The 23331-nt window shown below is 37.3% G+C and carries 18 protein-coding genes and 1 pseudogene; 1 reads left to right on the top strand and 18 read right to left on the bottom strand.

Annotated features, from left to right (window positions below; all coding sequences use genetic code 11):
* Nucleotides 1-18: 18 nt before the first annotated feature.
* The 3 genes and pseudogenes from LE179_RS02840 to LE179_RS02850 all read right to left on the bottom strand — a co-directional run bounded on the left by LE179_RS02840 (nucleotide 19) and on the right by LE179_RS02850 (nucleotide 1011).
* Nucleotides 19-243 (bottom strand): hypothetical protein, encoded by a 225-nt coding sequence (locus LE179_RS02840; RefSeq protein ID WP_374128856.1) that lies wholly within the window; start codon nucleotides 241-243, stop codon nucleotides 19-21.
* 107 nt (nucleotides 244-350) lie between these two features.
* On the bottom strand, nucleotides 351-608 hold the full coding sequence (locus LE179_RS02845; protein WP_374128857.1) for a hypothetical protein: 258 nt from the start codon (nucleotides 606-608) through the stop codon (nucleotides 351-353).
* Nucleotides 568-1011, bottom strand: a pseudogene (locus LE179_RS02850) (DUF1015 family protein). Before LE179_RS02850 ends, LE179_RS02845 begins: the two are co-directional and overlap by 41 nt.
* A gap of 137 nt (nucleotides 1012-1148) precedes the next feature.
* On the opposite strand from LE179_RS02850, the gene LE179_RS02855 reads away from it, so the two are divergent.
* Nucleotides 1149-2375: a peptidoglycan DD-metalloendopeptidase family protein gene (locus tag LE179_RS02855; RefSeq protein ID WP_374128858.1), complete on the top strand. Its 1227-nt coding sequence runs from the start codon at nucleotides 1149-1151 to the stop codon at nucleotides 2373-2375.
* 379 nt (nucleotides 2376-2754) lie between these two features.
* Here the strand turns inward: LE179_RS02855 and LE179_RS02860 are convergent, their stop codons facing one another.
* From LE179_RS02860 to LE179_RS02930, 15 genes are all read right to left on the bottom strand, one after another.
* The gene (locus LE179_RS02860) at nucleotides 2755-3204 is read right to left on the bottom strand and encodes a phosphatidylglycerophosphatase A (protein WP_374128859.1); all 450 of its coding nucleotides are present in this window, start codon (nucleotides 3202-3204) and stop codon (nucleotides 2755-2757) included.
* Nucleotides 3197-3820, bottom strand: a complete 624-nt coding sequence (gene pgsA, locus LE179_RS02865; protein ID WP_374128860.1) for a CDP-diacylglycerol--glycerol-3-phosphate 3-phosphatidyltransferase — start codon at nucleotides 3818-3820, stop codon at nucleotides 3197-3199. The genes LE179_RS02860 and pgsA overlap by 8 nt, the downstream gene beginning before the upstream one ends.
* 56 nt (nucleotides 3821-3876) lie before the next feature.
* On the bottom strand, nucleotides 3877-5181 hold the full coding sequence (gene rimO, locus LE179_RS02870; RefSeq protein WP_374128861.1) for a 30S ribosomal protein S12 methylthiotransferase RimO: 1305 nt from the start codon (nucleotides 5179-5181) through the stop codon (nucleotides 3877-3879).
* Nucleotides 5182-5189: 8 nt separating this feature from the next.
* Nucleotides 5190-5942, bottom strand: coding sequence for a helix-turn-helix domain-containing protein (locus LE179_RS02875; protein ID WP_374128862.1), 753 nt, complete (start codon nucleotides 5940-5942; stop codon nucleotides 5190-5192).
* A gap of 8 nt (nucleotides 5943-5950) precedes the next feature.
* Nucleotides 5951-6670, bottom strand: coding sequence for an outer membrane lipoprotein carrier protein LolA (locus tag LE179_RS02880; protein WP_374128863.1), 720 nt, complete (start codon nucleotides 6668-6670; stop codon nucleotides 5951-5953).
* Nucleotides 6670-8835, bottom strand: a complete 2166-nt coding sequence (locus tag LE179_RS02885) for a DNA translocase FtsK 4TM domain-containing protein (protein ID WP_374128864.1) — start codon at nucleotides 8833-8835, stop codon at nucleotides 6670-6672. Before LE179_RS02885 ends, LE179_RS02880 begins: the two co-directional genes overlap by 1 nt.
* A gap of 239 nt (nucleotides 8836-9074) precedes the next feature.
* Nucleotides 9075-9518 carry an acetyl-CoA carboxylase biotin carboxyl carrier protein subunit gene (locus tag LE179_RS02890; RefSeq protein WP_374128865.1) on the bottom strand — a complete coding sequence of 148 codons (444 nt, stop codon included), beginning with the start codon at nucleotides 9516-9518 and terminating at the stop codon, nucleotides 9075-9077.
* Nucleotides 9519-9641: 123 nt separating this feature from the next.
* A complete protein-coding gene (pnp, locus tag LE179_RS02895) occupies nucleotides 9642-11714 on the bottom strand; it encodes a polyribonucleotide nucleotidyltransferase (protein ID WP_374128866.1) in 2073 nt (690 codons plus the stop codon).
* Nucleotides 11715-11828: 114 nt separating this feature from the next.
* Entirely contained in the window at nucleotides 11829-12089 is a 261-nt protein-coding gene (rpsO, locus tag LE179_RS02900; RefSeq protein ID WP_374128867.1) for a 30S ribosomal protein S15, read from the bottom strand.
* Between the two features lie 906 nt (nucleotides 12090-12995).
* Nucleotides 12996-16307 (bottom strand): carbamoyl-phosphate synthase (glutamine-hydrolyzing) large subunit, encoded by a 3312-nt coding sequence (gene carB / locus LE179_RS02905; protein WP_374128868.1) that lies wholly within the window; start codon nucleotides 16305-16307, stop codon nucleotides 12996-12998.
* A 24-nt stretch (nucleotides 16308-16331) separates the two neighbouring features.
* Nucleotides 16332-18239 (bottom strand): AAA family ATPase, encoded by a 1908-nt coding sequence (locus LE179_RS02910; protein WP_374128869.1) that lies wholly within the window; start codon nucleotides 18237-18239, stop codon nucleotides 16332-16334.
* A gap of 730 nt (nucleotides 18240-18969) precedes the next feature.
* Nucleotides 18970-20112 carry a glutamine-hydrolyzing carbamoyl-phosphate synthase small subunit gene (gene carA, locus LE179_RS02915; RefSeq protein ID WP_374128870.1) on the bottom strand — a complete coding sequence of 381 codons (1143 nt, stop codon included), beginning with the start codon at nucleotides 20110-20112 and terminating at the stop codon, nucleotides 18970-18972.
* A 687-nt stretch (nucleotides 20113-20799) separates the two neighbouring features.
* Nucleotides 20800-21537 (bottom strand): hypothetical protein, encoded by a 738-nt coding sequence (locus LE179_RS02920; protein WP_374128871.1) that lies wholly within the window; start codon nucleotides 21535-21537, stop codon nucleotides 20800-20802.
* Nucleotides 21538-21589: 52 nt separating this feature from the next.
* Nucleotides 21590-22858 carry an NAD(P)/FAD-dependent oxidoreductase gene (locus LE179_RS02925; protein WP_374128872.1) on the bottom strand — a complete coding sequence of 423 codons (1269 nt, stop codon included), beginning with the start codon at nucleotides 22856-22858 and terminating at the stop codon, nucleotides 21590-21592.
* Nucleotides 22855-23319, bottom strand: a complete 465-nt coding sequence (locus LE179_RS02930; RefSeq protein ID WP_374128873.1) for a 4Fe-4S dicluster domain-containing protein — start codon at nucleotides 23317-23319, stop codon at nucleotides 22855-22857. The genes LE179_RS02925 and LE179_RS02930 overlap by 4 nt, the downstream gene beginning before the upstream one ends.
* Between the last annotated feature and the right edge of the window lie 12 nt (nucleotides 23320-23331).

Here is a 23331-nt window from a genome sequence, read left to right on the forward strand (position 1 = left end):
TATCCTTTATCCTTATATCTATACTAAGCCGACTGTAACTATCCCACTTGCAAGCTTTGGATAGAAATACGTCGATTTCTGTGACATCATCTCATTATTTAAACTGACAGTTTTTAAAGATTCAATAGTCGTTGCTGGAATTATAATTGCAATTCTTCCGGTTTTCTGTGCAAGTAATACCGCTTCCTTATCGTTTTCTACATAAGTGAATTCCAAAGCATTGATGTCCGGTATAAGCAACATAATGCAAAGCGCTTACCGCCAGCTTTCTATAAGCTTTGCTTTTGCAGGGCATAGCTTTTTTGAGAAACGCTTCTTTTTTTGTCGTTAAAATTCTGTATTTACCATCTTTAAAAACCATTATTATAGGTTGAATTTCCTTTTTTGGAAAGTTTTTGAAAATCTTTTGACGGATGCACATCAAAATATTTTTCAATCGTTCTAATTATACATCTATCGCTGACAACACATAACTTATGGAACGTCCCTTCTCTATCTCTAGCCGCCGGCGAAGGCGCTCTTCTCGCCATTTTTCTGCAAATATCCGCAACTACAAGGTTTCTGTCTTCAAGTAAACCGAAAACGGGATTGGTATTTGTTTTTATCAACCAAAAGTTTCAGTTTGTCAGTTTTAGATTTTGCAAGCGTTTTTTCATGCAATTTTATAAAACCTTTCCCAGAATATGGATTGTCGAGTTTTAAAGCCGCAAAAAAACCTTTTCTTGTCATTTTAGTTCTACGAATCTCAAAAACCTGCTCATAAAAATACAAAGCCGGTTCCTTATCGCATATAAGTACGCCGCCACTCTGCTATTCTTTAAACAAATCGACGGCATTTTTGTATTTATTATTTCTGTCTCCAGAATCTGACAATTCAATGTTTACCATATTAAAAGGCGAAAGTTTTCGAAGCCACTCTTTGTCTCTAGGGTTTATAACGTCATAAGGAGGGCATATAAAACTTGTAGTAACAGTAGTAATATCTTTTGAATATCTTACTGCCTGAAACAGCTTTTATCTCAGCCATGTACTTCCCTCCCTCTCCTTCCCAGAAAATCCAGACATTTTACACCAGATTGAAACGCTAATTTTATCATAAGTACCTATCAATTGTCAAAAAACTTAAAATCTAGTACAATAAGTTTATTATGAACTTTTTTTCAAAGAAAACTTTCATATATTTCGTTATAATATTCATTTTTTGCTCTGTCGTTGTTGCTTTAATCGTTACAAAAAAGGTCTCGACTAAAGAATATACAGCTCCGACGAGAAATGATAAGCCCAATGCCGAAAAAGTAACGATTAAACACGGCGATACTTTCGCTCTGGCGGTAAGAAATACAAGACTTTCCGCACAAGATTCAAGCGACATCATCGGAGAACTCAAAAAAGTCACAAATATTAATTATTGCACACCGGGAGATTTTTTTGAAATATTTTATGATCCAAAAACTGGAGAATGGACGAACTTTTTGTATTATCCGCCAGGCATTTCATATTACTCAATAACCAAGTCCTCAGACAACATCATAAAAACAGAAAAAAAAGAATTTGAAATAGACACAAAAACATATAAAGCACAAGGAACTATCACTCATTCCCTATGGGCAGCGATGGAATCTCAAAATATACCAAGCGACATAATACTTTCTTTCACAAACATATTTGCAGGACATATAGACTTTTTCACAGGGGCTAAAAAAGGCAACGTTTTTAAAATTGTCTACGAAATAAAACAGATAAGCAAAAAAAATAAAAAGTTGTCATCAATGATTATTGCGGCGCGGTACGAGACAACTTCAAAAACCAATACCGCCTTTTACTTTAAAACAAAAAATACAAAAACAGGCTGTTATTTCGACGAAAACGGCAAATCGTTAGAAAACGCATTCCTAAAAGCTCCTTTGTGTTTTAACAGAATAAGTTCGTCCTTTTCATACAGAAGATACCACCCTATACTAAAAGTCGTAAAAGCTCATGAGGGTATAGATTATGCCGCTCCTATTGGAACAGCAGTGGTGTCCATCGGCGACGGAACGGTTATAAAAGCACATTATGAGAAAGGAGGTTTCGGCAATTTAGTTGCCATAAAACATCCAAACGGCTATGAAACGCAGTACGCACATCTCTTAAAATACGGAAAAGGGATAAAGAAAGGTAAGAAAGTAACTCGAGGGCAGATAGTGGGATACGTGGGTATGACAGGTCTTACTACTGGACCGCATTTAGATTTTAGAATAAAACATAAAGGCAAATTCTTCGATTACCAGAAAATGAGACAAGCGCCAGTCACAAAATTAACTGGCGAAGAAAAAAAAGAATTTAAAGAGAAAATTAAAAATCTTCTCGATACCGACACATCAGTAAAGCAATAGTTTGGGTTCAATTTTAGTGATAATCAATGACCGTCTATCCAATTTCTCCGATAAATTGAAGTTTTTTAACCGCAATTAATCGTATTTTCTCTAAACATTCTTTTCTATCGCAAGAGAAAAACCTCTCAAAAAAAAAGAAAAGAGGAAATATTGCTTTATGTGTTATCCCCAAATCTCAATATTTCCATCAAATAAGAAAAAGTAAAAAGAAAGTTTACTCAATCCAAAAAAAGAGTTTCTCGCTCGAATATGAGATCACGAAATCGGTAGGTAAGTCCGCTTGATATGTGAGGTTCAAAAACTAAGGATGCACCAGCTGCAGGCGCAAAGTTTAACTATCACGAAAAAGAGGAGATTTTTTGAGGAAATAAAACATGGTTCAATATATCACAAATCTCGCAACCTGCAATATTACATTCGCAAATATTCCTGCTACAATATCATCTATGGTAATTCCAAAACCGCCTCTTATTTTCTGAATTTTTTTTATAAACAGCGGTTTTTTAATATCAAATATCCTAAACAACAAAAAGCCTGCAAACAAAAACATAAAGGTTTTAGGTAAAAACGCAACTGAACACCACATTCCAGCAACTTCGTCTACAACTATTTTTCGATCATCTTTTTTATTGTAAATACCTTCGGCAAGCGAAGAAAATAGAACTGAAATAATAAATATCGCAGCAAGCACAAAAATTTGAAATATATAAGTATCTGGAACAAATAGCACCCAAAGCAAAATACCGACTAAACTGCCGAATGTCCCTGAAGCGTATTTTATATAACCTGTACCAAAAACTGAAGAAAAAAATATTACTATTTTATCCATTTTTACTGAGCAATTTTCTGTATTTCAACATATAGTTTACGCCTGAATAAACCGTAAACACAACAGTAATAAAAGTTGCCCAAAAAGGTATCCTTTTCATTATAAGCACCAATGTGGCATAAGAACCGCAATCATAAAGCTTAAGAGTATCCGTCGTTAGCCTCACAAACTTAAAAAGCGTTTCATTTATTATTAAAATCAATAATGTTAGTATAATTGCGACTATCTGCGATATGGTTTTGAATTTTCCGGATTTATCTGCAGGTATAATTATGTTTTTGGTCGCAGCGATAGAACGAAGTCCTGTGATTACAAACTCCCTTCCAATTATGATAATGACCATCCACGCGGAAATGCCGAGCATCGGAATGCCAACAAAACATATAAAAGCAGCGGATATCAACAGCTTATCGGCAAGAGGATCTAAAAATATTCCCAAAAGCGTTATAATTTTATTTTTTCTCGCTATTTGTCCGTCAAAAAAATCTGTAATCGACGCAGCGCAGAAAACAACCAGCGCTAAAATACTATTACAGACGCCGCCTAATTCCATAAACAAAATAAAAAACGGAACCATAAATATTCTTGCTATAGTAAGCTTATTTGCTAAATTCATTTAATCTCTCCGCTTTCAGTATCACCTTAAATAAATTCCGTTTAAAAATAAAAGCGTCAAATATATACTCTTATATTATAACCGTTAACGTTTCTTATTTTTGCTTTACAAAATTCTCCCACGGCAAGAGGTTTATCGTCTGCCAACATCATATTTCCATCAATTTCAGGAGACTGAAAACTGCTTCTTCCTTTTATATGATATCTGTTTCCTTCTTTTAAGCAGCTCTCGACGAGAAATTCAACAATATTGTTTTTCATTCCATCAATTTTCGATTTAAAAATACTATATTGTATGTTTTCTAGCAATATTCTTCTCTCTTTTGCGACGGTAGGTTTAATATGTTTTTTAAATTTTGACGAAACAGCTTCCTTTATATTAGAATACTCAAAAACTCCGACATATTGAAAGTACCCGAGATCTAAAAAATTTACAAGCTCGCTCACATCCTTTTTCGTCTCGCCGGGAAAACCAGTCATCACTGACGTCCTTAAAACAATATCGGGCAATTTACTCTTTATTTTCTCAATAATACCAGCGGTATTCAACGGACGTTTCATTGCAGACAAAACATTTCTGCTTATATGTTGTATGGGAATATCCATGTAACTGCAAATATTTTTATGCTCTTTAAACACTTCAATTAAACCATCGGTAACACTCGACGGATAAGCGTAAAGCAGTCTTATCCATTTTAATCCGTTTATTTTTGAAAGCTTCGCAAGCAGTTTATCCAAAACAAAAGCGCCGTAAACGTCAAGCCCATAACTCGTTGTGTCTTGGGCTATTAATATAAGTTCCTTTATACCACTTCCCGCCAACGTTTTGGCTTCGTCGACTAAAGATTCTATTGTACGACTTTCATATTTTCCGCGTAGCGCAGGAATTACGCAAAAACTGCATCTATGGTCGCACCCTTCGGCAATTTTTAAATACGCCGAAGGCACGTTTGAAGAAAGCATTCTATAATTCGAATTATTTAAACCACCGGGAGGCAAAAGAAGCTTATCAAAATTTTTATTAAAGATTAAATCCGGCAGATGCCGCAACGTACCAGTACCCGCAAACCCATCGATGTCTGGGAAAAGCGAAGACATTTTTTCTTTCAACAACTGCGGGAGACAACCTGAAACATATACGCGCAAATCTCTCTTTTCTTTAATGCTTAAAACAGCGCGTATAAATTTTTCGGATTCCGCTCTTGCAGCTTCTATAAAAGAACAAGTGTGTATCACGGCAATATCGGCTTCATCAAGATTATTACTTATCGTAAGACCCTTACTTTGAAAAATTCCAAGCAAATACTCAGCTTCAACAGTATTTTTGGGACATCCTAAAGCTATTACAACTACTTTTTGCATAATATAATTTATTGACGTCTCTTTTCTAAAATAACCGTATTGACATCTTGCACAGATCCTGAAACCACATCAACCTGCTCTCCGTTAAAAAACACTTTAACACCGGGCGCATAACCTACTTTTAGCGTAAAAGATTTATCAGCTTCCCATGAATTTTTACCGCCTTCAGCAATAGTTCCTTCAAAAACCATCTTGTCGTCAGAATTTATTTTAATCCAAACAGTCCTAACAGCCTCAATAAGAAGTTTCTGTCTAGCACTGGACGAAATTTCTTTGTTTTCTCCAACGGCGGGAGCAATTACACCAGTCTGCTCACGATTATTTGAAGTTTTGATTCGCAGCGGCGTTTCAACAGACGGACGAACACTTGAAACATTCTTGCTAAGATATAAAAAAAGCACAAAAAACGCCGTTACTATTGCAAACACTATCATCAGCAGTTTTTTAGCACTAATTTTACTTTTTAGAGAAGTTTCCTTGTTTAATTTCCCGTCCGCATTTGTGGAGTGTTCTTTTTCAACGGACATTTGTCGCTTTCTTATATCAAGTTTCTTAAGCAGTTCTTCCGGGTCAAAACCAAGGTATTCGGCGTACGATCTAACAAAACTTTTATAATACACTTCCGCAAAAAAAACGCTCATATCGCCATCTTCAATTGCAGAAATATATTTTTCCTGAATTTTAGTGACCTCTTGGACGTCAGTAAGAGATATGTTCATTTTTCTGCGTTTTTCTTTAAGCAATTTTCCTATTTCTTTCATTGTATCTTCTAATTTAGTTTTATTATTTCAACGCCGGCTAAAGCGTTGAATTTAAAAATATTTTTATCCAACATGGGATTAAGAATATAACTCTTAAATATGATTTCAGCTTTGACTCCGTCAGATTCTATAACGGCTTTTCCTGGACACATAGTCGTTTTCGAGACATATATTTTAATATTCCAATCTTCATTTTTCATCGGATTAATTTTAATTACGACATATTTTTCATTTTCGCCGCCAAAACTTATTACATTTGTTCTTTTTATTTTTCTCCAGTTGCTTCCAAAACTTATAATGGTTGCCGGAGTAAAATCTTTGTCTATGACATTTTTCCAATCATCAATTACAGCCTGTTCGTTTTCCGGGACATAAATCGTTATATTCCCGCCGTCAATATATATTCGCTGTTCCTGCGGCGTTCTTTGATTTATGTAAATGCTATCCGGCTTTTTTAAAAACAGCGTTCCGGCGAATTCCTGTTTTTCTTTTGTGGATTCAAAAAATATACTCCGGGTATAATCTGCCTTAAGTGTGTTTATTTTTTTTTCAGCCTCTTCCATCTTCTTAAGAATATCGCTGAGACTATTATCTTCTATTTGCGCTAAAACACCGATTGGCAAAACAAGCGCAATAGCAACGCAAACCATCGCCGCAATGACACAGCTGTTTAGTAGCGACAAAAATATATTTCGCTTTTTGTTGCCGCCGTCGGCGCCGCTTTTCACTATCCGTTCTCCACTTTATCTTCTAAGTACCGCCTGATTTTATCATAGTCTATCTGCCATTTATTAGTGCCTTCCGGTTTCGTTATAAAACCTTCCGTTTCAAGAATGCTCAATATATTTGTAGCTTTTGCGGAACTGCCAAAATTCGCTTTAAGCAAATCCTGAGATATGCGCTTGCGCTCATTTATAAGCTTAAGCGCAGGAATTAAATTTTTCATTTTTTTTTCTTCGTCCGCATTGAAACCACCGTTTCTCTCAACTTCGACGACTATCGGCTCGTACAGTCTCGGGAAATTCTGATTGTTTATAAAAGAAATAACTTTCCCTGCTTCTTTCAACGAAACATAAGCTCCCTGAAGGCGAACCGGCCTCGCTTCCCCGGACGGCAAAAACAGCATATCTCCTTTGCCCATTAAGCATTCCGCTCCAAGCATATCTAAAACGACTCTCGAATCTATTTTAGACGTCGTCTGAAACGAGAGTCTTGCAGGGAAATTGGCTTTAATAATACCGGTTATAACATTAACTGAAGGTCTTTGCGTCGCAAGAATCAAATGTATCCCCACAGCTCTTGCCATCTGAGCTAAACGCTGTATGGAATCTTCTATTTCCTTCTGCACTACAATCATTAAATCAGCAAGTTCGTCAATTATAACTATAATATAAAACTCTTTCTCTCCTCCAGTTTCAGCCATTTTATTGTTGTAATCTTCAATATTTCTCGCCGTCTCCTTCGCAAATTTCCTATATCTTTCGTCCATAACGGTTACAAGTTTTTTTAAAGCCGCCGCAGCTTCTCTGGGACCGGTTATAATATCCGCATCAGCCGCACAAACGCACGGATTATATATGTGCGGAATATCTTTATAAACAGTCATTTCAACGCGTTTAGGATCAATTAACATAAATTTCACTTCGTCGGGACGCGCTTTATACAAAATAGAGAGTATTATAGTATGAATGCCGACACTTTTTCCCGAACCCGTAGCACCCGCAATTAAAAGATGCGGCATTGAAGCCAGATCAGTTACATAACCTGATCCGTCAGTTGTCTTTCCCAAAGCCAGAGTAAGCAGAGACTTTGAATTCTCAAAAGCGCCGCTTTCTAAAATTCCTCTCAAACCGACGATAACGCCTGAAAGGTTAGGCACTTCTATTCCCACAACCGCTTTCTCAGGTATAGGAACAACTCTTATAGATGCAGTACGCATGGCAAGAGAAATATTATCTACAATATTTGATACAGTCTGTATTCTTATTCCTGGAGCTAAAACCAAATCATAACGCGTTACTACAGGACCAGGAATAATATCTTTAACTTCTGCGCCGATATCAAAATCTGCAAGAGTAGCTCTCAAAAGCTCCGCTCTTTTTAAAAGTTCGTTTTTGTCCGTCTCAAAATTTGCGGCAGAATCATTCTTAAGCAAATCGGCAGGAGGAAGCTTATAATCAAAAATCTTGCTATTAACTTTTGTCTGTTCAACGACGGCATAATTATCAAGATTTTTCGCTTTTTTCCTTTCTTCTTTTTCCTGTCTGTTTACAATATTAGGTTTAGAAATTCCGCCCCCGAATTTCTGCTGTGTTACAGATTCCCGTTTTTTTTCCGATACGGCGCTCTGAATTTTTTCTTCTTCAGGTTTTATCATGCTCTCTTTCATACTATTCAGGCAATTATACGCGCAAGCTCTCAGCGGAATCTTTAAAAGCCTCGCAACCGATAATAAAAAAATTGCCGCAATAACGGCAAAACCAAGCCGCATGCCAAAAAGTTCTTTAAAAAACGGATGCAGATTATCTCCTATCCAGCCGCCGTAAATTTTTGGCTTAGGCGCAAACATAAAACGTATTGACTCGGATAACATCGAAGAGGAAATAATACAGATAACAGACCATATAAAATCAAGTCTCTCTCTCTGCTTCACGGAATGCCTAACGTGTATCACAAAATACCGCAAAAATATCAAAGGCAAAATATACGACGCCGTTCCGAATACGCCAAACATCACAGCATAGAATGCCTGCCCGAGTATCCCCGATCTAGCTGGAATAATAAAAACATAAGCGCTTAGAAAAGACGCCAAAGCAAAAAACAGGGACGCGGCTTCCCTGTTTCTTTTTGAACTGTTCTGTTTCTTATTTTTAACTTTTTTATTTTTCCTCACAAAAACAATCCTCTTTAACAGAAAAACTTTGGGGAATTCATTTTGGAGAAATTCTGCGACCGTATTCAAGATGTCTGATAATCGTCCTCTCTTCTTTTGAGTGTCAATCCAACGCAAGATAAAGCATTGAATTGAGCAGGCTGAGACTTGCCTTTATTTTTTTCGACGGCTTCCTGCAAATAAAACCACGCTTTATCCGCTAGAGTCTATTTTTCTATTCTACGACATTCCGTTTATCGTCATACTTTTTCCACTTTAAACAAATCCTGTCCCGAATTTACCGGTTTTCCATTTTCCGCTAATACTTTCAATATTTTCGCTTTAAAAGTGGCTTTTATTTCATTCATAACTTTCATCGCTTCGATTATGCATACGGTTTTTCCGATATCTACAACATCTCCCTCATTTACAAATACAGGGGACGATGGAGACGGAGATTTATAAAACACACCCGCTATAGGCGTCTTTATAGTTTCGCCTAAAACCACCGGTACTTTAATATCCTCTTGCACAACAGTCTGCTTTTTCTGAACTACTGTCTGATCACTTTTATTTTCATCGTGATCTTTACGTTTTATGCAAACACTGTAATCTTTTGAGTTTACCTCAAGTTCCTGAATTTTTTCTTCTTTCATTATTTCATAAAGAGATTTTACTTTGCTTTTAATGTCTTCATTAACCATATCCGTCAACCTTTTTATAAAAAATACGGAGTCTTGAGCGCAAAGAGTTGAATTAACGCTAACTGTAAAAAATATTTAATGTATTCTTTAACCCAAAGTCTTCTCTTTCCAAACCCCGCACCGTCATTCTAAAGCCGCTTTAACGCTCAAATTTATTCTTCCTTGATTATCAATTTCAATCACTTTGACTTTAACTTCGTCGCCTTCCTTTAAGAAATCCTCAACTTTTTTTACGTGCTGAGTTGAAAGCTGCGAAATGTGTATTAATCCCTCTTTGCCGGGCAAAATCTCGGCAAAAGCACCGAATGCCATTATTTTTGTAACTTTGCCTTTGTAAATTTTCCCGACTTCGGCTTCGGCAACCAGACACTCAACATATTCTTTTGCAGACTCAACGCCGTCAGGCTCTGTTCCCGAAATAAAAACTCTACCGGTTTCTTCAATATCTATTTTAACGTTATTATCTTCCTGTATCTTTCTTATGTTTTTCCCGCCGGGACCTATAAGCCCGCCTATTTTATTTTGAGGTATCGTCAAACTTATTATGCGAGGCGCATAATCCGAAAGCTTATTTTTAGGAACTGAAACTGCCATATCCATCATATCCAATATAAAAAATCTAGCGTGTCTTGCCTGTTCCAGAGCCTGAGCTATGATTTCAGTCGTGAGCCCAAAAATTTTTATATCCATCTGAAGAGCGGTAATGCCTTTTCTTGTACCCGCAACTTTAAAATCCATATCTCCAAGATGATCTTCCATTCCCGCAATATCTGTTAAGATAACATAATTGTCGCCTTCTTTCATAAGTCCCATGGCAACGCCGGCGCAGCTTGATTTCACAGGCACTCCTGCATTAAATAGAGCAAGAGAACCTCCGCAAACCGAAGCCATTGACGAAGAACCGTTTGACTCCAATATATCCGACACCAGTCTTATGGTATAACTAAAATCCTCTTCTCTTGGCAAAATCGGACTTAAAGCTCTTTTAGCTAAATTTCCGTGTCCTATCTCTCTTCTGCTCGTACTTCTTTCACTTTTAGGCTCGCCCGTCGCAAAACCAGGGAAATTATAGTGAAGCATAAAGCGATCTTTATACTCGCCCGTAATATCATCCACAATCTGCATATCGCCCGGAGTCCCAAGCGTCACGGCTACTAAAGCCTGCGTCTGGCCTCTCGTAAATAAACTCGAACCGTGAACTCTAGGAAGCACGTCGGTTTCGCAAGTTATCGGTCTTATCTCTTTAAAATCGCGTCCGTCGGTGCGAACTTTTTTATTTAAAACAAGCTCTCTTGCCTTTTTATAGAAAATATCTTCTAATATCGCATCTATATCCGACGATAATTCTTCTGGATACTTTTCGATAAGTCTTGTCGATATGTCTTTTTTAAACGAATCCCAGAAAAATTCTCTCTCTCCCTTTTCTTTAATCATAACGCTCGCTTCAGCTTTTGAAACCGCTTCAGCTTCAATGTCAGCTTTAAGTAACGGATTATACTGCGGCTGCTCAACTACAATTCTTGTTTTTACAGGAAGCGTTTTCTGAACTAAACATATTCCTCTTATTGTCTCTCTTGCTAGATTTAAAGCTTCAAGCATTTCAGCTTCCGAAAGTTCACGCGCGCCTGCCTCAACCATTGTCAAGGCTTCCTCAGTTCCGCTGACAATTAAATCCAAATCGCTCGATTCCTGTTCATTAATTAGCGGATATACAATAAGCTGTCCGTTTATTCTGCCCACTCTCACAGAAGCTATAGGCGTCGTAAAAGGTAAATCGGAAGTATATAACGCAACAGAAGCACCCAAAATAGCCGCTATTTCAGAATCATTTTCTCCGTCGTGCGAAAGGACAATGGCGGATATCTGCGTATCGTTTCTCCAATATTCGGGGAAAAGAGGTCTGATACTCCTATCTATAAGCCTGCTTACCAATATTTCTTTTTCTCTCGGTCTGGCTTCTCTTTTAAAGAAACCGCCCGGTATTTTGCCGACTGCATAAGTTCTTTCTCTGTAATCTACCGTTAAAGGCATAAAATCTATGTCGCGTTTAGGTTCTTTTAAAGCAACCGCCGTAACCAAAACCACTGTATCTCCGACCCGCACAGTGCATGAACCGCTTGCCTGTTTTGCAACTTTACCAGACTCAATAATAAATTTCTTTTCGCCAACATCTACCTCTTTTCTAAAATACTCCACTTTTAACTCCGCATCACCCGCATATTCTCTACAAAAGATTCAAACAAACGCTTTGCTCGAAATATCTATAAAAGCGTCTCCTTGCATCCTTTGTAGTTTTGTCGGATCCTATTTTTACTTCCTAAGGTATAACCTTTTAATCAATGAAGAATAACTGTCTTTGTTATGTTTCTTAATATAATCCAATAATTTTCTTCTCTGCCCTATCATTTTAAGAAACCCTACTCTAGAAGCAAAATCTTTTGGAAATTTCTGAAAATGATCCGAAAGATCTTTAATCCTCGTAGTAAGAAGAGCGATCTGAACTTCGGAAGAACCTGTATCGGTTGCATGTATTCCAAACTGTTTAACCACCGTTTTTTTTTCAAATGCCATTTTATGACCCCTCGCTTTTACGCATTTTCTAGAAATTATACCAAATATTTTATCTTCCGTCCAGCTTCATTACGAGGTTTCTTATATAAATCAGTGGCGCTTTTTTCCATCACTTCAATGCATTCTTTGTTCACCGCCGCGACGCTGGCTTTCAAAAGTGCGGATAGTTCCTCGATTTTTGCACTATCAAGTCCTCTTCTTGGTTGCCCTCTCCAAATTTCTTATCATCAGTCCATCTTTCTCTTCCTTTTTTAATATCCGAGTTTGCCTAGTATCCAATTTTTCGGTCTTTTCAAATACTCTTCTAGTTTCCGCTTTTTATTTAACTGGCATAATATCGCGAGCATCATCGCCGCTCCACTTAGTTTAGCACGGTGCTTTTCTTTGCTCGCGTAGCAACTCCGCGTGCGAATAAGGGCATCCCCGCGGACTCAAGCCACGAGAATCTCATGTGTTTCTCTTCTTTGTTTTTTTGGTGCATCTCCCCAATCTCGGCTTCGCTTTTTTGCACATCTCTCTCAGCTCGGCGAGCAGACCTGCCGGCTGGGCGTCGTTTAACTGCAAATTTTGCGCGATAAGCGGCTGTATGGGTCCCTCCCCATGCTGAAACTCTAGGCTCCCCTCGTATTTCAGCTGAGCAACTCCCCCGAATAATTGTGAGTTACGGGCTGTTTTTGGCAATCCAGCAAACTTAATACCAATAATCCCGCAATAATCTTTTTCATTCGTCTTTTATCTCATTTATTTTTATTATCATCTTGTCGATTAGGTCTAGCATCCGCGAGTTTTCAGATTTCTCTCTATACTTCCCATACTCCGTTATTTTACACCTTCAAAATCTACAGATATTCAGAGCAGCAGTTTTTACCCTCTCCTTGCACTAATTACGCTGTCCGTCTTATATATTTACAGACTAATACATTTTTCAATATTCTGAAGTTCATTGTATGAATCGTACGCTCTCAAATAAGCCATTGCTTTTTCGAGATTCGTCAAAATGGAGCATCCACACTTGACGGCTATTTTTCTTATCTCTGAATTATTATGAAGTTCGTCAACGCTTAAATTTTTATTTATATTTATTACGAAATCAACTTTTCCGTCAATTATAATATCCACCGCACGCGGACTGCGATTCCAGTGAACGGTATTTACGCTATAACCTCTGTCCTCAAGATATTTCGCAGATCCTTTTGTCGCATAAACCGGAACGCCGAGTTTATAGAGGTTATCCATAACTTCCATAAATTTAACTTTATCTTTTTCTCTACCTGTGCTCAAAAGGATTCCTTTTTTTGGTTTTCTTATCTGAGTGGCTTCCATAGAAAGATACATTGCATGATTAAATTTTTCGCCTAAACAGCCCACTTCGCCGGTAGATGCCATTTCTACGCCGACAACCGGATCCGCCCCGTCCAATCTTTGAAAACTAAACATCGAAGCTTTAACTCCGACATAAGGGATCTCGCTTTCATCGATTAAAATCTTCTTCACTTTCTCGTCGTTCATTACTTTACACGCAAGCTCGGCAAAATTTACACCCGAAACTTTAGAAATGAACGGGAACGACCTTGAAGCTCTCGCGTTGCATTCAATAACTTTAACATCGTTGTCTTTAGCTATAAACTGTATATTAAAAGGACCGTTTAAATCAAGTCCCTTGACTATTTTTCTCACTATGTCTTTTATAACGTTTACCGTGCGGGCGTATATTTTCTGTGCAGGAAATACCATTGTAGCATCTCCGCTATGCACACCGGCGTTTTCAATATGTTCGCTTACGAGAGAAAGAATGACTTCTCCGCCTTTCGCGACTCCGTCGCATTCTATCTCTTTTGCATCAAGAATGAACTTTGAAATAACAACTGGAAAATCAACGGAAATATCTTTCGTAAGAGATAAATAATAATCTAAACTCTGCTTGTCGCTTGCAACGTTCATAAGAGTTCCGGAAAGAACAAAACTCGGACGAATTAAAACAGGAAATCCGACTTTCTTTATAAACTCCTCAATATCGTCAAGAGAAACGGCAGAGGTCCATTCCGGCTGATCTATGCCGAGTTTATCAAGCATAGCGGAAAACTTCTCTCTGTCTTCGGCAGCGTCAACACTCTTTTGGCTGTGTCCTAAAATATTCACCTTCGCTTCGCTTAGAGGCTGGATCAAATTGTTAGGATTCTGTCCGCCCATGCAGGCGATAACACCTTTGGGTGTTTCAATATCTATAATATCCAACACTCTTTCGAATGACAGCTCTTCAAAATAAAGCCTGTCTGAAGCGCTGTAGTCCGTCGACACTGTTTCGGGATTGCAGTTAATTATAACGCTGTCATTTTTCTTATTTTTAAAATAACTGCTGGTCATGACGGAACACCAGTCAAACTCCAGACTGCTCCCTATGCGGTAGCTTCCGCTTCCCAGAGTTATAATGCTCTTTTCATTTTTCTTCGAAGACATATCGCTGTGTATTCCGTCATAGGTCAGATATAAATAATTAGATTTTGTGGGATATTCGGACGATGTTGTATCTATCTGTTTTACGACAGGCAAAATTCCGAGTTTCTTTCTCAGCTTTCTTACGGCAAAAGACAAGCTTCTTATCTCTTTTATACTGAGTTTTATTTTACTGTTAAGACATGCCGAGAGATATATTTTTGTAAGCTGAAAATCGGAAAAACCCATTGATTTCAAACGCTGCATACGGTCTTTCGGAATCTGTTTATAGGCGTCATATAATTCCTGAGCCGCAACGATATCCTTTTTTATCTTCGTTTCAAAGAAACTAAGCAGTTCCGTCTCGATATTTGCGAGATAAAGAATATGCGACAAGAACCAGTAATCTATTTTTGTTTTTTCATACGCATACTCAAGAGTTTTTCCTCTTTTGAACGTCTCATAAATCGCAAAAACCCTCAAATTTGTCGGCGACAGAAGTTCTTTCTCAATATCCTCATCGGAGGCATCTTTGAAAACGTTTACCGTTATGCCGTCTTCATTTTCGTTTACCATTCTCAAAGCTTTCTGCATAACTTCGCAGAAATTTCTTCCTATAGCCATAACTTCGCCGACAGATTTCATCTGCGTTCCAAGATTTTTTGAAACTCCGCTGAATTTGTTTAAATCCCAGCGAGGAACTTTTAAAGTAACATAATCAAGCGACGGTTCGTAAAACGCCGAAGTAGTTCCCGTAACGGGATTTTTAAGATCAAGCAAATCAAACCCTATCACTATCTTTGCGGCTATATATGCAATAGGATATCCGGTAGCTTTGCTTGCCAAAGCGCTTGAACGCGATAACCTCGCATTGATTTCAATGACATAAAAACCGTAATCGTTTGGATTTAAAGCATACTGCACATTACATTCGCCGACAATACCTACGCTATGGGCAATCTTAATCGCCATATCTCTCAACATATTGTTTTCAATATTGTTTATAGTCTGACAAGGAGCGATAACTATGGAATCACCCGTGTGTATTCCCATAGGATCAAAATTCTCCATATTGCATATCGTTATGGTATTTCCTGTTTTATCGCGCATAACTTCATACTCTATTTCTTTCCAGCCGTGCAGAGATTTTTCAATTAAAACCTGCGGAGAACTCATAAGCGCTGCCTGCGTAAGTTTCTTCAATTCGGCGGCGGTTTTCGCAAAACCGCTGCCAAGTCCGCCGAGAGCAAATGCAGACCTCGTTATAACGGGATAGCCGATTTGTTCTGCAGTTTCCAAAGCTTCCTTTACAGTAGAAACAGCATGACTTTTTGCTATAGGCGCATCTATAGACTTCATTTTTTGGGCAAAAAGCTCTCTGTCTTCGGACATCTCAAGAGCGTTAACTTGAGTCCCTAAAACTTTCACGCCGTATTTTTTTAAAACTCCGCTTTTTTCCAACGCTATAACGCAGTTCAAAGACGTCTGGCCGCCGAAACTCGAGATGATTGCGGCAGGCTTTTCAATTTTAATAATTTTTTCCACCCAAAAAGGAGTGATGGGATACAAATAAACTTTTTTGTTTACACCCCTGTTAGTCTGAACGGAAGCAATATTGGGATTAATGATAATAACGTCAAGTCCTTCTTCTTCCAAAGCTTTTACAGCCTGCGAACCCGAATAATCAAATTCCCCAGCCTGTCCTATAGACAAAGCGCCAGAACCCAAAAGAATTACTTTTTGTTTTTTTTCGCCTTTAGGCAGTAAAAAATCTAAAATTGGCATATTTTTCCTCTTCGTATCAATTATTCAGTCTTTCCTAATTATCTGTATTATCCGTTTTATTTTGTCAAAGATTAAATTGAAATTTGAAAAATCAAAGTCTTCTATAAATTCGGCATTATTTGTCACAAGACTGGCAAATTCTCCTTTTGATAATGCAATCGAATCAGCATGCTTTAAATCCTTGTTTTTGTAAACCTTTTCATCCATTACCCCATTTTTTTCAATTTTATTTTTCAACGAGGCGGTATTTGTCTGAAATTTCCCGTTTTTACTATTCCCTGACTCATAAAATTCATCTCCAAGAAATAATCTTCTGCCGTTTTCATCTTCTTTGCATAGATCTTCTTTGCGAAAGTAGTGTTCTATGCTGATTGAATCTCCATAACCCTGATCTGCAAACGGAATACAAAAAGCATACACCTCATCTGAATATTTTTTGTATTCATTATCATCTTTTTCAATATCTTTGACAATTTCATCATTATCTCTGTCAAAAATTCCTATTATTTTTCTCCCTGGTTTAATTTTTGAAACATACTTCAACAACTTTCTTAATTCAACATCTCCGACACTGTCTTTGCTGTCTTTGCTGTCTTTGCGTTCAGAAAAATCAATATCACAATCTTCAATCCCCAATACTTCCTTCGCTTTCTTTAGATACATCACATCAGTTTTACCTTCAGTGAGTATAAGAGGCTTGCCGGCAGAATTTATTTCATTTTTCAAAGAATCATATTCTTCTTTAAATCTCTCATTTTCACTGATCATCATTTTATACACTTCGTTATAAAGTTCACTGGTTGACGGATTGTTGGAAATCCCAAAATTATCAAGATCAACTATTTTAGTTCGTTCTTTAACTACTTCCGCCAAACCCATATTTAAAAATGGAGCATGAGAACTCAAAATAAACTGCACATTGGGAAAAAGCTTAAACAATTCGGGCAAAACTTCTTTTTGAAGTTTAATATGCAAATGTTTATCAACTTCGTCGATCAATACAATTCCCGTAATATCGCTTAACGGCATATTATTTTTGTTATTATCCGCTTGTCTAAGAATTTCTCCGAACAAACAAAACATTGCGGCTTCGCCGGAAGAAAGATCGAAAATTGTCGGATAAACAACATTATTTATTTTTTTATCTGGGTCTTCATTTAGTTTTTTAATACCAATACGAACGCCTTTTAAATTTCTTTGACCTATGTTAAATTCAACTTCTCCAAACTTTTTAGAGATAAGTGCCCGCGTAATTATTTTATTTATTTCGCCGAGTAAATTGTTTTCGCTAGGATTTTTATCATTTTTGCCATAACCCTGCTGACGACTATCTAAGACAACATCCATAATCCAATTAGCAAGCTGCGGCAAACCCGTTATAACCTCAATCGGATTATTCAAATCCGAAGAAAATACCCTCTCTTTTTCAAAACTCAAGTTGATTTTATAAGTATCGTTGAGATAGCCCGGAGTTTCATATCTATAAGAAGGAAAATAAGTAACAATATTATTTCTGAATATTTTTTCAGCTTTATTTTCATCAAAATTAGGCCAAATATATTTTGTACAGCTATATTGCTTTAATTGTCTTTTAATTGCGTCAAGAGGTATTTTATCTTTTAACTGTATAGCTTCATCATATTGACCCTGATTATAGTTTTTCACCTTACCCCGAATGTCGAGAATATCAATATAATCAATGCAGCCTTCGGGAGTTTGAAATCTTATATACACAAAAGACGGTTGAGTTGCGCTCATGTTATAAACATTTGAAGCTACTCGATAATATTTTTTATCTTTAACTTCGCTCCCAAAATGCTTTTTTGCCATTTCATACCAAGCGTCAACAATATACGACAACAGCGTTGTTTTACCTCTTCCGTTTGCAGCAGATAAAACAATAATTTCATTTTCATTGAAATCTAAGCTCAAGGTATCAGTTTCATTTTCATTGAAAGGATTCGAGCTACCGAAAGGCGCTCTATTTTTAATAATGATTTTTTCACGTACATTTTCATTTTATCTTAAATCCATGCCTTAACACCGTTTAAATTTCCATTAATTATATATTTCAACTAAACAATAGCAGAATTCCGATTGTCTGTAGAATAGACACTGCGCTCTCCTTTTAAATATTGTGAAGAGCGGCATGCCGAACCATATTCTGGCGGCATGAAAACCATATCGTACCAGTGTCCGAGTTCGCGTGCTTCGTATCCTTTAAATCTGGAGCGGGTAATCGCATAGAAGAAGAAATACGTTGCCCGCGCGTAAGGTAGGCACTGTTAAAAAGAAAGTGCAAACAAGCGGAAACTTTATCCCGCCGCTTTACAACAGAAATAAACGCTGTTTATACTTAAATATTATAAAATTTTTTCGTTAAGGAACTAATATCAACAAAAATAAAATATTTTTGTTCTCTTTTCATCTATCGATTAATCTCCTATAAATGGAGAAACATTTTTTTGTTTATTGCCGTCTTCGGATATTATCTCTGAAACTCTATCCAAATTTCCAGCTACAGCGCTCGCGGAGACAACAGCTTCAGTATTTGCTAAACTTTCCGCATTAAACACTCTATACTTATTGCCGTTCTTTCCAAAATAAATCGTTTACAACAGTAAAACTATTTCGAAAAATGACAGTCAAAATAATTATAACACTACAATAAGTTAACAAATTCATCCATTATCCAGCTTGTATCGTTTGGACCGCTCGATGCTTCCGGATGAAACTGTACCGACATAAACGGTTTGGTTTTATGTCTCAATCCCTCTACAGAATTGTCATTTGCATTTTCAAACCACAACTCCCAACCCGGCTGTATCGAGCTTTTTTCGACGGCATATCTGTGGTTTTGACTTGACATATATGCTTTTTTTTCAGGAAGCGAAAAAACTGGCTGATTATGACTTCTGTGTCCGTGATTAAGTCTTTTTGTTTTTGCCCCCGACGCAAGCGATAAAAGCTGATGTCCCAAACATATTCCCAAAATAGGCTTATCCAAACTTAAAACATCCTTCTTTATTCTCTCAACTAGATCGCCCGTATTTTTTGGATCTCCCGGACCGTTGCTTATAACCCAGCCGTCGCATTTCACTTCAGAAAAGTCACTGTCCCACGGCAAAAGCTCAACCTCGCAGTCTCTTTCAGCAAGCATTCTCATAATGTTCCACTTTGCGCCACAGTCAATAACGGCAACCTTCTTTAAACCCTTCCACAATATCGCTCTTTCTTTTGTCGAAACAGACGGCATCAAATTATATTTAGCTGGATCTATATATTCATTATTTTTGAAATTTTTTAAAAATTCAAATTTATTTTTGTCCTGCGGTTTTGCGCCTTCGGGAATAATCCTGCCGGAAAGATTCCTATTTTCTCTTATCATCTGCACTAAATATCTCGTATCGATACCCGAAATTCCCGGCACATCCTGCTTTTTCATCCAGTCTTCGAGAGAACTTCCTCCGTCATGGTGGTAGCAACCGTCATAAATGTCTGAAACTATAATTCCCTGTGTTTTTATCGAGGAACTTTCATGTCCTTTAGACATAAAAAGATTCCCGTCTTTAAGAGCGGGAATTCCATAATTTCCGATGAGACAAAAACTAAAAACAAGTATCTGTCCCAAATATGACGGATCCGTCATAGCTTCGCTGTAGCCAAGCATCCCCGTATTAAAAACCATTTCGCCGCTGACACTTACATCGGCGCCGATAGCGTTCCCTTCAAGCTTCACTCCGTTTGAAAGTTTAAGATAGGCTTTTTTATATTTCTCGTTTAAAATCTTTTTTGCTCGTTCCATTTTCCATCCCTTTATGGCGTACTAAGAAAACCGACTCAATCTCTCGTATAATTTTACAAAATAACAAAACTATTGACAATTTTAAATTTAATATACTCTCTAAAAATCGGCGGCGGATTTTAACCGCGCTCTTTTTGACTTCTTTAACACTTTTATAATGTCACTACAATCAACCGATTTCTTCTATCCATCTGTGAATCAGCGCAAAAACACTCTTGTTAATTTATGAATTCCAAACAAAATTTTTAACAGTTTAAAAAACAAAATATAACTTTTTTATTCATATAAATCCGCTAGAACAAAAATTTCAAAAAAATCGCCTGCAATAATCATCTTTACCATGAATACTTCATAAATCGATAAAAAAATCATAGTGGGACAAAAAAGCTTCTCTTCCGTTAAAATCCCCTACATTACTTCCTTTTTATTCCTCATTTTGCCAAAATGTTTTCAACGTTCTTTGACGTTTAGGGTAATCGGCATCTAAAAATCGGAAGCAGCCATTTTCGACGTTTAAATTTTTAAAAAAGCTCACTACCTTTGTTCTTCATTCCTGTATTATACATTCGCGCTATACACTTGCAAAGCAACCACTACGGACACAAGCACGTAGTGGTTGATATAAAAAATATCGCTATAAAAACAGCAGGCTTAGTTTCTAAAATAACTCAAATTCCGCTCCGCCCGTCAATAAGTACAGTACATATTTGAATAAGGATTTTTATTAACTGCGGCATATTTTGAAAACGATTCCAACTTTAAATGATTCAAATCCTTTTGAAAAGTTTTTTCATAGAAATCAATATGTTTTTTAAGAAATAAAATATCCTCATTGGTAATATCAACTTTTACAGCCTCTTTTCCGAATTTATATTTATCTTCATTCCCGTTTAAGTAAATAACACCGCCGTGCATACCTGTTCCGCAAAATCTTCCCGTTATATTTTCACCTTTTGAAAGATTTAAACCAAGCAGAATAATCGCGCCTCCCGCCATATATTCGCCCAAAAACTCGCCCGCTTTACCGCCTGCGACAATAATCGGTTTCATTTCTTTATACTCTTTCATATGGATGCCAACTCGATAGCCGACATCTCCTTCAACGTAAATCTCGCCGCCCCTCATGGCATACCCCAAAGTATCGCCACAACTTCCGTGAACTATCACTCTTCCGCAATTCATAGTATTTCCTACGGCGTCTTGTCCGTTCCCGAATATCTCAAGTTCAGCTCCGTCCATGTATGCAGCCATATCATTTCCGGGCGTGCCGTAAATTTTTAATTTAACTTCTTCAGGCAATCCCCTGCCTATATATCTCTGACCAAAAACATTTTTTAAATTAATAGTTTTATCGGTTTTAACAACCTCGTCTATTGAACTGTTCAAATCGCGGTAGTAAACATTTAAAGCATCTATAGTCTTCATAGCTCTATGTTATCTGACATAACCTACTTGCGGCGCAATATGCCCAATCAGATTAACATCCTCCTTTATGATTCCATATTTTTTTTGTTCTCTCCTCTTTCGGATACACATCGAGGCCGATATCTTTCAATGTTATGTCGTATTCAAGAGTTGAAAGCTTTGTTCTGTCGTTTATAAGAGCCGTATAAATTCCAGCTCTCTGTTTATAATTAATAAGAATAAATCCTATTAAGCTATCGTTTGAGATATTCAATCTACGGAGTTTATTTTCCGCTGAATCCGTGACAATATCATCCTGTTTTGAACTGCTTATAATACCTGCCGAAATAAGCTGAAGTCCAAAAAACGAGATGGCATTCATTGGAAAAGCAGCAGGAGCTTTCTTTTTCATTCCGGTCATATTAAAACCCGCAGTTTCTCCCTGATTTGAAGCATTCGTCCACAAAGCAAGCACTTTACTCTCATTTAAAAGCAAATCCAAAGATTCAACACAGTCACCCGCCGCGTAAACGTCTTTCGCCGAAGTTTCCATATATTCATCAACAATTATTCCTTTCGCCGTCTTTATGCCCGCTTCTTTCGCAAGATTCACATTAGGGCGAACGCCTACAGCCACTATCAAAATATCGCAATCAAGAGTCTCCCCGTTTGAAAGAACAACGCTGTTTACATTTCGTTCTCCGCAAACCTCGCAAATACTCGTCTGAAGCTTGAAATCAATATCATTTTGCTCTATATGGCTTTGTATAATATCAGCAGCAGCCTTATCCAAAACCGACGCCATAACTCTGTCCGCTAAATCTATAACGGTTATGCTTTCAACTTGTCCGAACAAACCTTCAGCTGCTTTTAAACCTATAAGACCTGCACCGGCAATAACCACTTTTGATTTTTTCGTTATCTTCCCTTTGAGTTTTACGCCGTCTTTATAAGTTAAAAAAGTGAACACATTTTCCTGTTTATTTAAATCCAAATTTTTAATCGGTGGAATGAATGGACTGCTGCCGGTCGCGATAAGGAGCTTATCATAACTGAGTTTCTTACCTCCGCTTATAAAAACTTCCTTATTTTTCACATCTATTTTTTCCGCTTCGCTATTTAGCAGCACTTCTATATTCCTAAATTTATAAAAATCCTCGTTGCGGTAATACATATTCTCAGGTTTTACTTTTCCGCTCAAATAATAAGAGATCAGAGGTCTCCCGTAAGCGTTAAATTCTTCATTCGAAACTATCGTCACATTGCCTTTTTCGTCATTTGCTCTTATGGCATCTGCCGCATTTACTCCTGCAGCGCTGTTTCCTATTATTAAGTATTTCATTTCAATGCCTCCGCTTCATCTTCATTGAGAAGCTTTATCGCGTCATTAGGACAGTTTTCAATACAGAGAGGTTGACCGTAATCCACGCATAAATCGCACTTTGAAACGGCCTTCTTGTCACCGCTCTTCTTAACCGCGCCAAAAGGACAAACCAAAACGCACGAAAGACACCCCACACATCTTTCTTTGTCATTACGCACAATTCCTTTTTCGTCTTTATACATTGCTCCGGATATGCAGGCTTTCACACATTTCGGACTCGCACAGTGCCGACATTGCAACGCAAAATATGAAACGACTTCCGGCGGTTGTAAGATTTCTTCAATAACTATTGCAGAAGTTATATCTTCCTGTTTGTGGGCTTTTATTATATTTTTAGATTTCGAGTGAGCCGTTTTACAGTAAACTTCGCATAACCCGCATCCCAAACATTTGCTTTCAAACGCATAAATTTTTTTCATATCTTCCTCTTA

The sequence above is a fragment of the Candidatus Endomicrobiellum agilis genome (assembly GCF_020328115.1).
GTDB classification, from domain to species: domain Bacteria; phylum Elusimicrobiota; class Endomicrobiia; order Endomicrobiales; family Endomicrobiaceae; genus Endomicrobiellum; species Endomicrobiellum agilis.

Coding starts and splice junctions, on each gene's coding strand:
- LE179_RS02930 (WP_374128873.1), bottom strand. CDS start 23,319: ATGAAAAAAATTTATGCGTTTGAAAGCAAATGTTTGGGATGCGGGTTA.
- LE179_RS02875 (WP_374128862.1), bottom strand. CDS start 5,942: ATGAAAGAAATAGGAAAATTGCTTAAAGAAAAACGCAGAAAAATGAAC.
- LE179_RS02925 (WP_374128872.1), bottom strand. CDS start 22,858: ATGAAATACTTAATAATAGGAAACAGCGCTGCAGGAGTAAATGCGGCA.
- rimO (WP_374128861.1), bottom strand. CDS start 5,181: ATGCAAAAAGTAGTTGTAATAGCTTTAGGATGTCCCAAAAATACTGTT.
- pgsA (WP_374128860.1), bottom strand. CDS start 3,820: ATGAATTTAGCAAATAAGCTTACTATAGCAAGAATATTTATGGTTCCG.
- LE179_RS02890 (WP_374128865.1), bottom strand. CDS start 9,518: ATGGTTAATGAAGACATTAAAAGCAAAGTAAAATCTCTTTATGAAATA.
- LE179_RS02855 (WP_374128858.1), top strand. CDS start 1,149: ATGAACTTTTTTTCAAAGAAAACTTTCATATATTTCGTTATAATATTC.
- LE179_RS02920 (WP_374128871.1), bottom strand. CDS start 21,537: ATGAAGACTATAGATGCTTTAAATGTTTACTACCGCGATTTGAACAGT.
- LE179_RS02840 (WP_374128856.1), bottom strand. CDS start 243: ATGTTGCTTATACCGGACATCAATGCTTTGGAATTCACTTATGTAGAA.
- LE179_RS02860 (WP_374128859.1), bottom strand. CDS start 3,204: ATGGATAAAATAGTAATATTTTTTTCTTCAGTTTTTGGTACAGGTTAT.
- rpsO (WP_374128867.1), bottom strand. CDS start 12,089: ATGGCATTTGAAAAAAAAACGGTGGTTAAACAGTTTGGAATACATGCA.
- carA (WP_374128870.1), bottom strand. CDS start 20,112: ATGGAACGAGCAAAAAAGATTTTAAACGAGAAATATAAAAAAGCCTAT.
- carB (WP_374128868.1), bottom strand. CDS start 16,307: ATGCCAATTTTAGATTTTTTACTGCCTAAAGGCGAAAAAAAACAAAAA.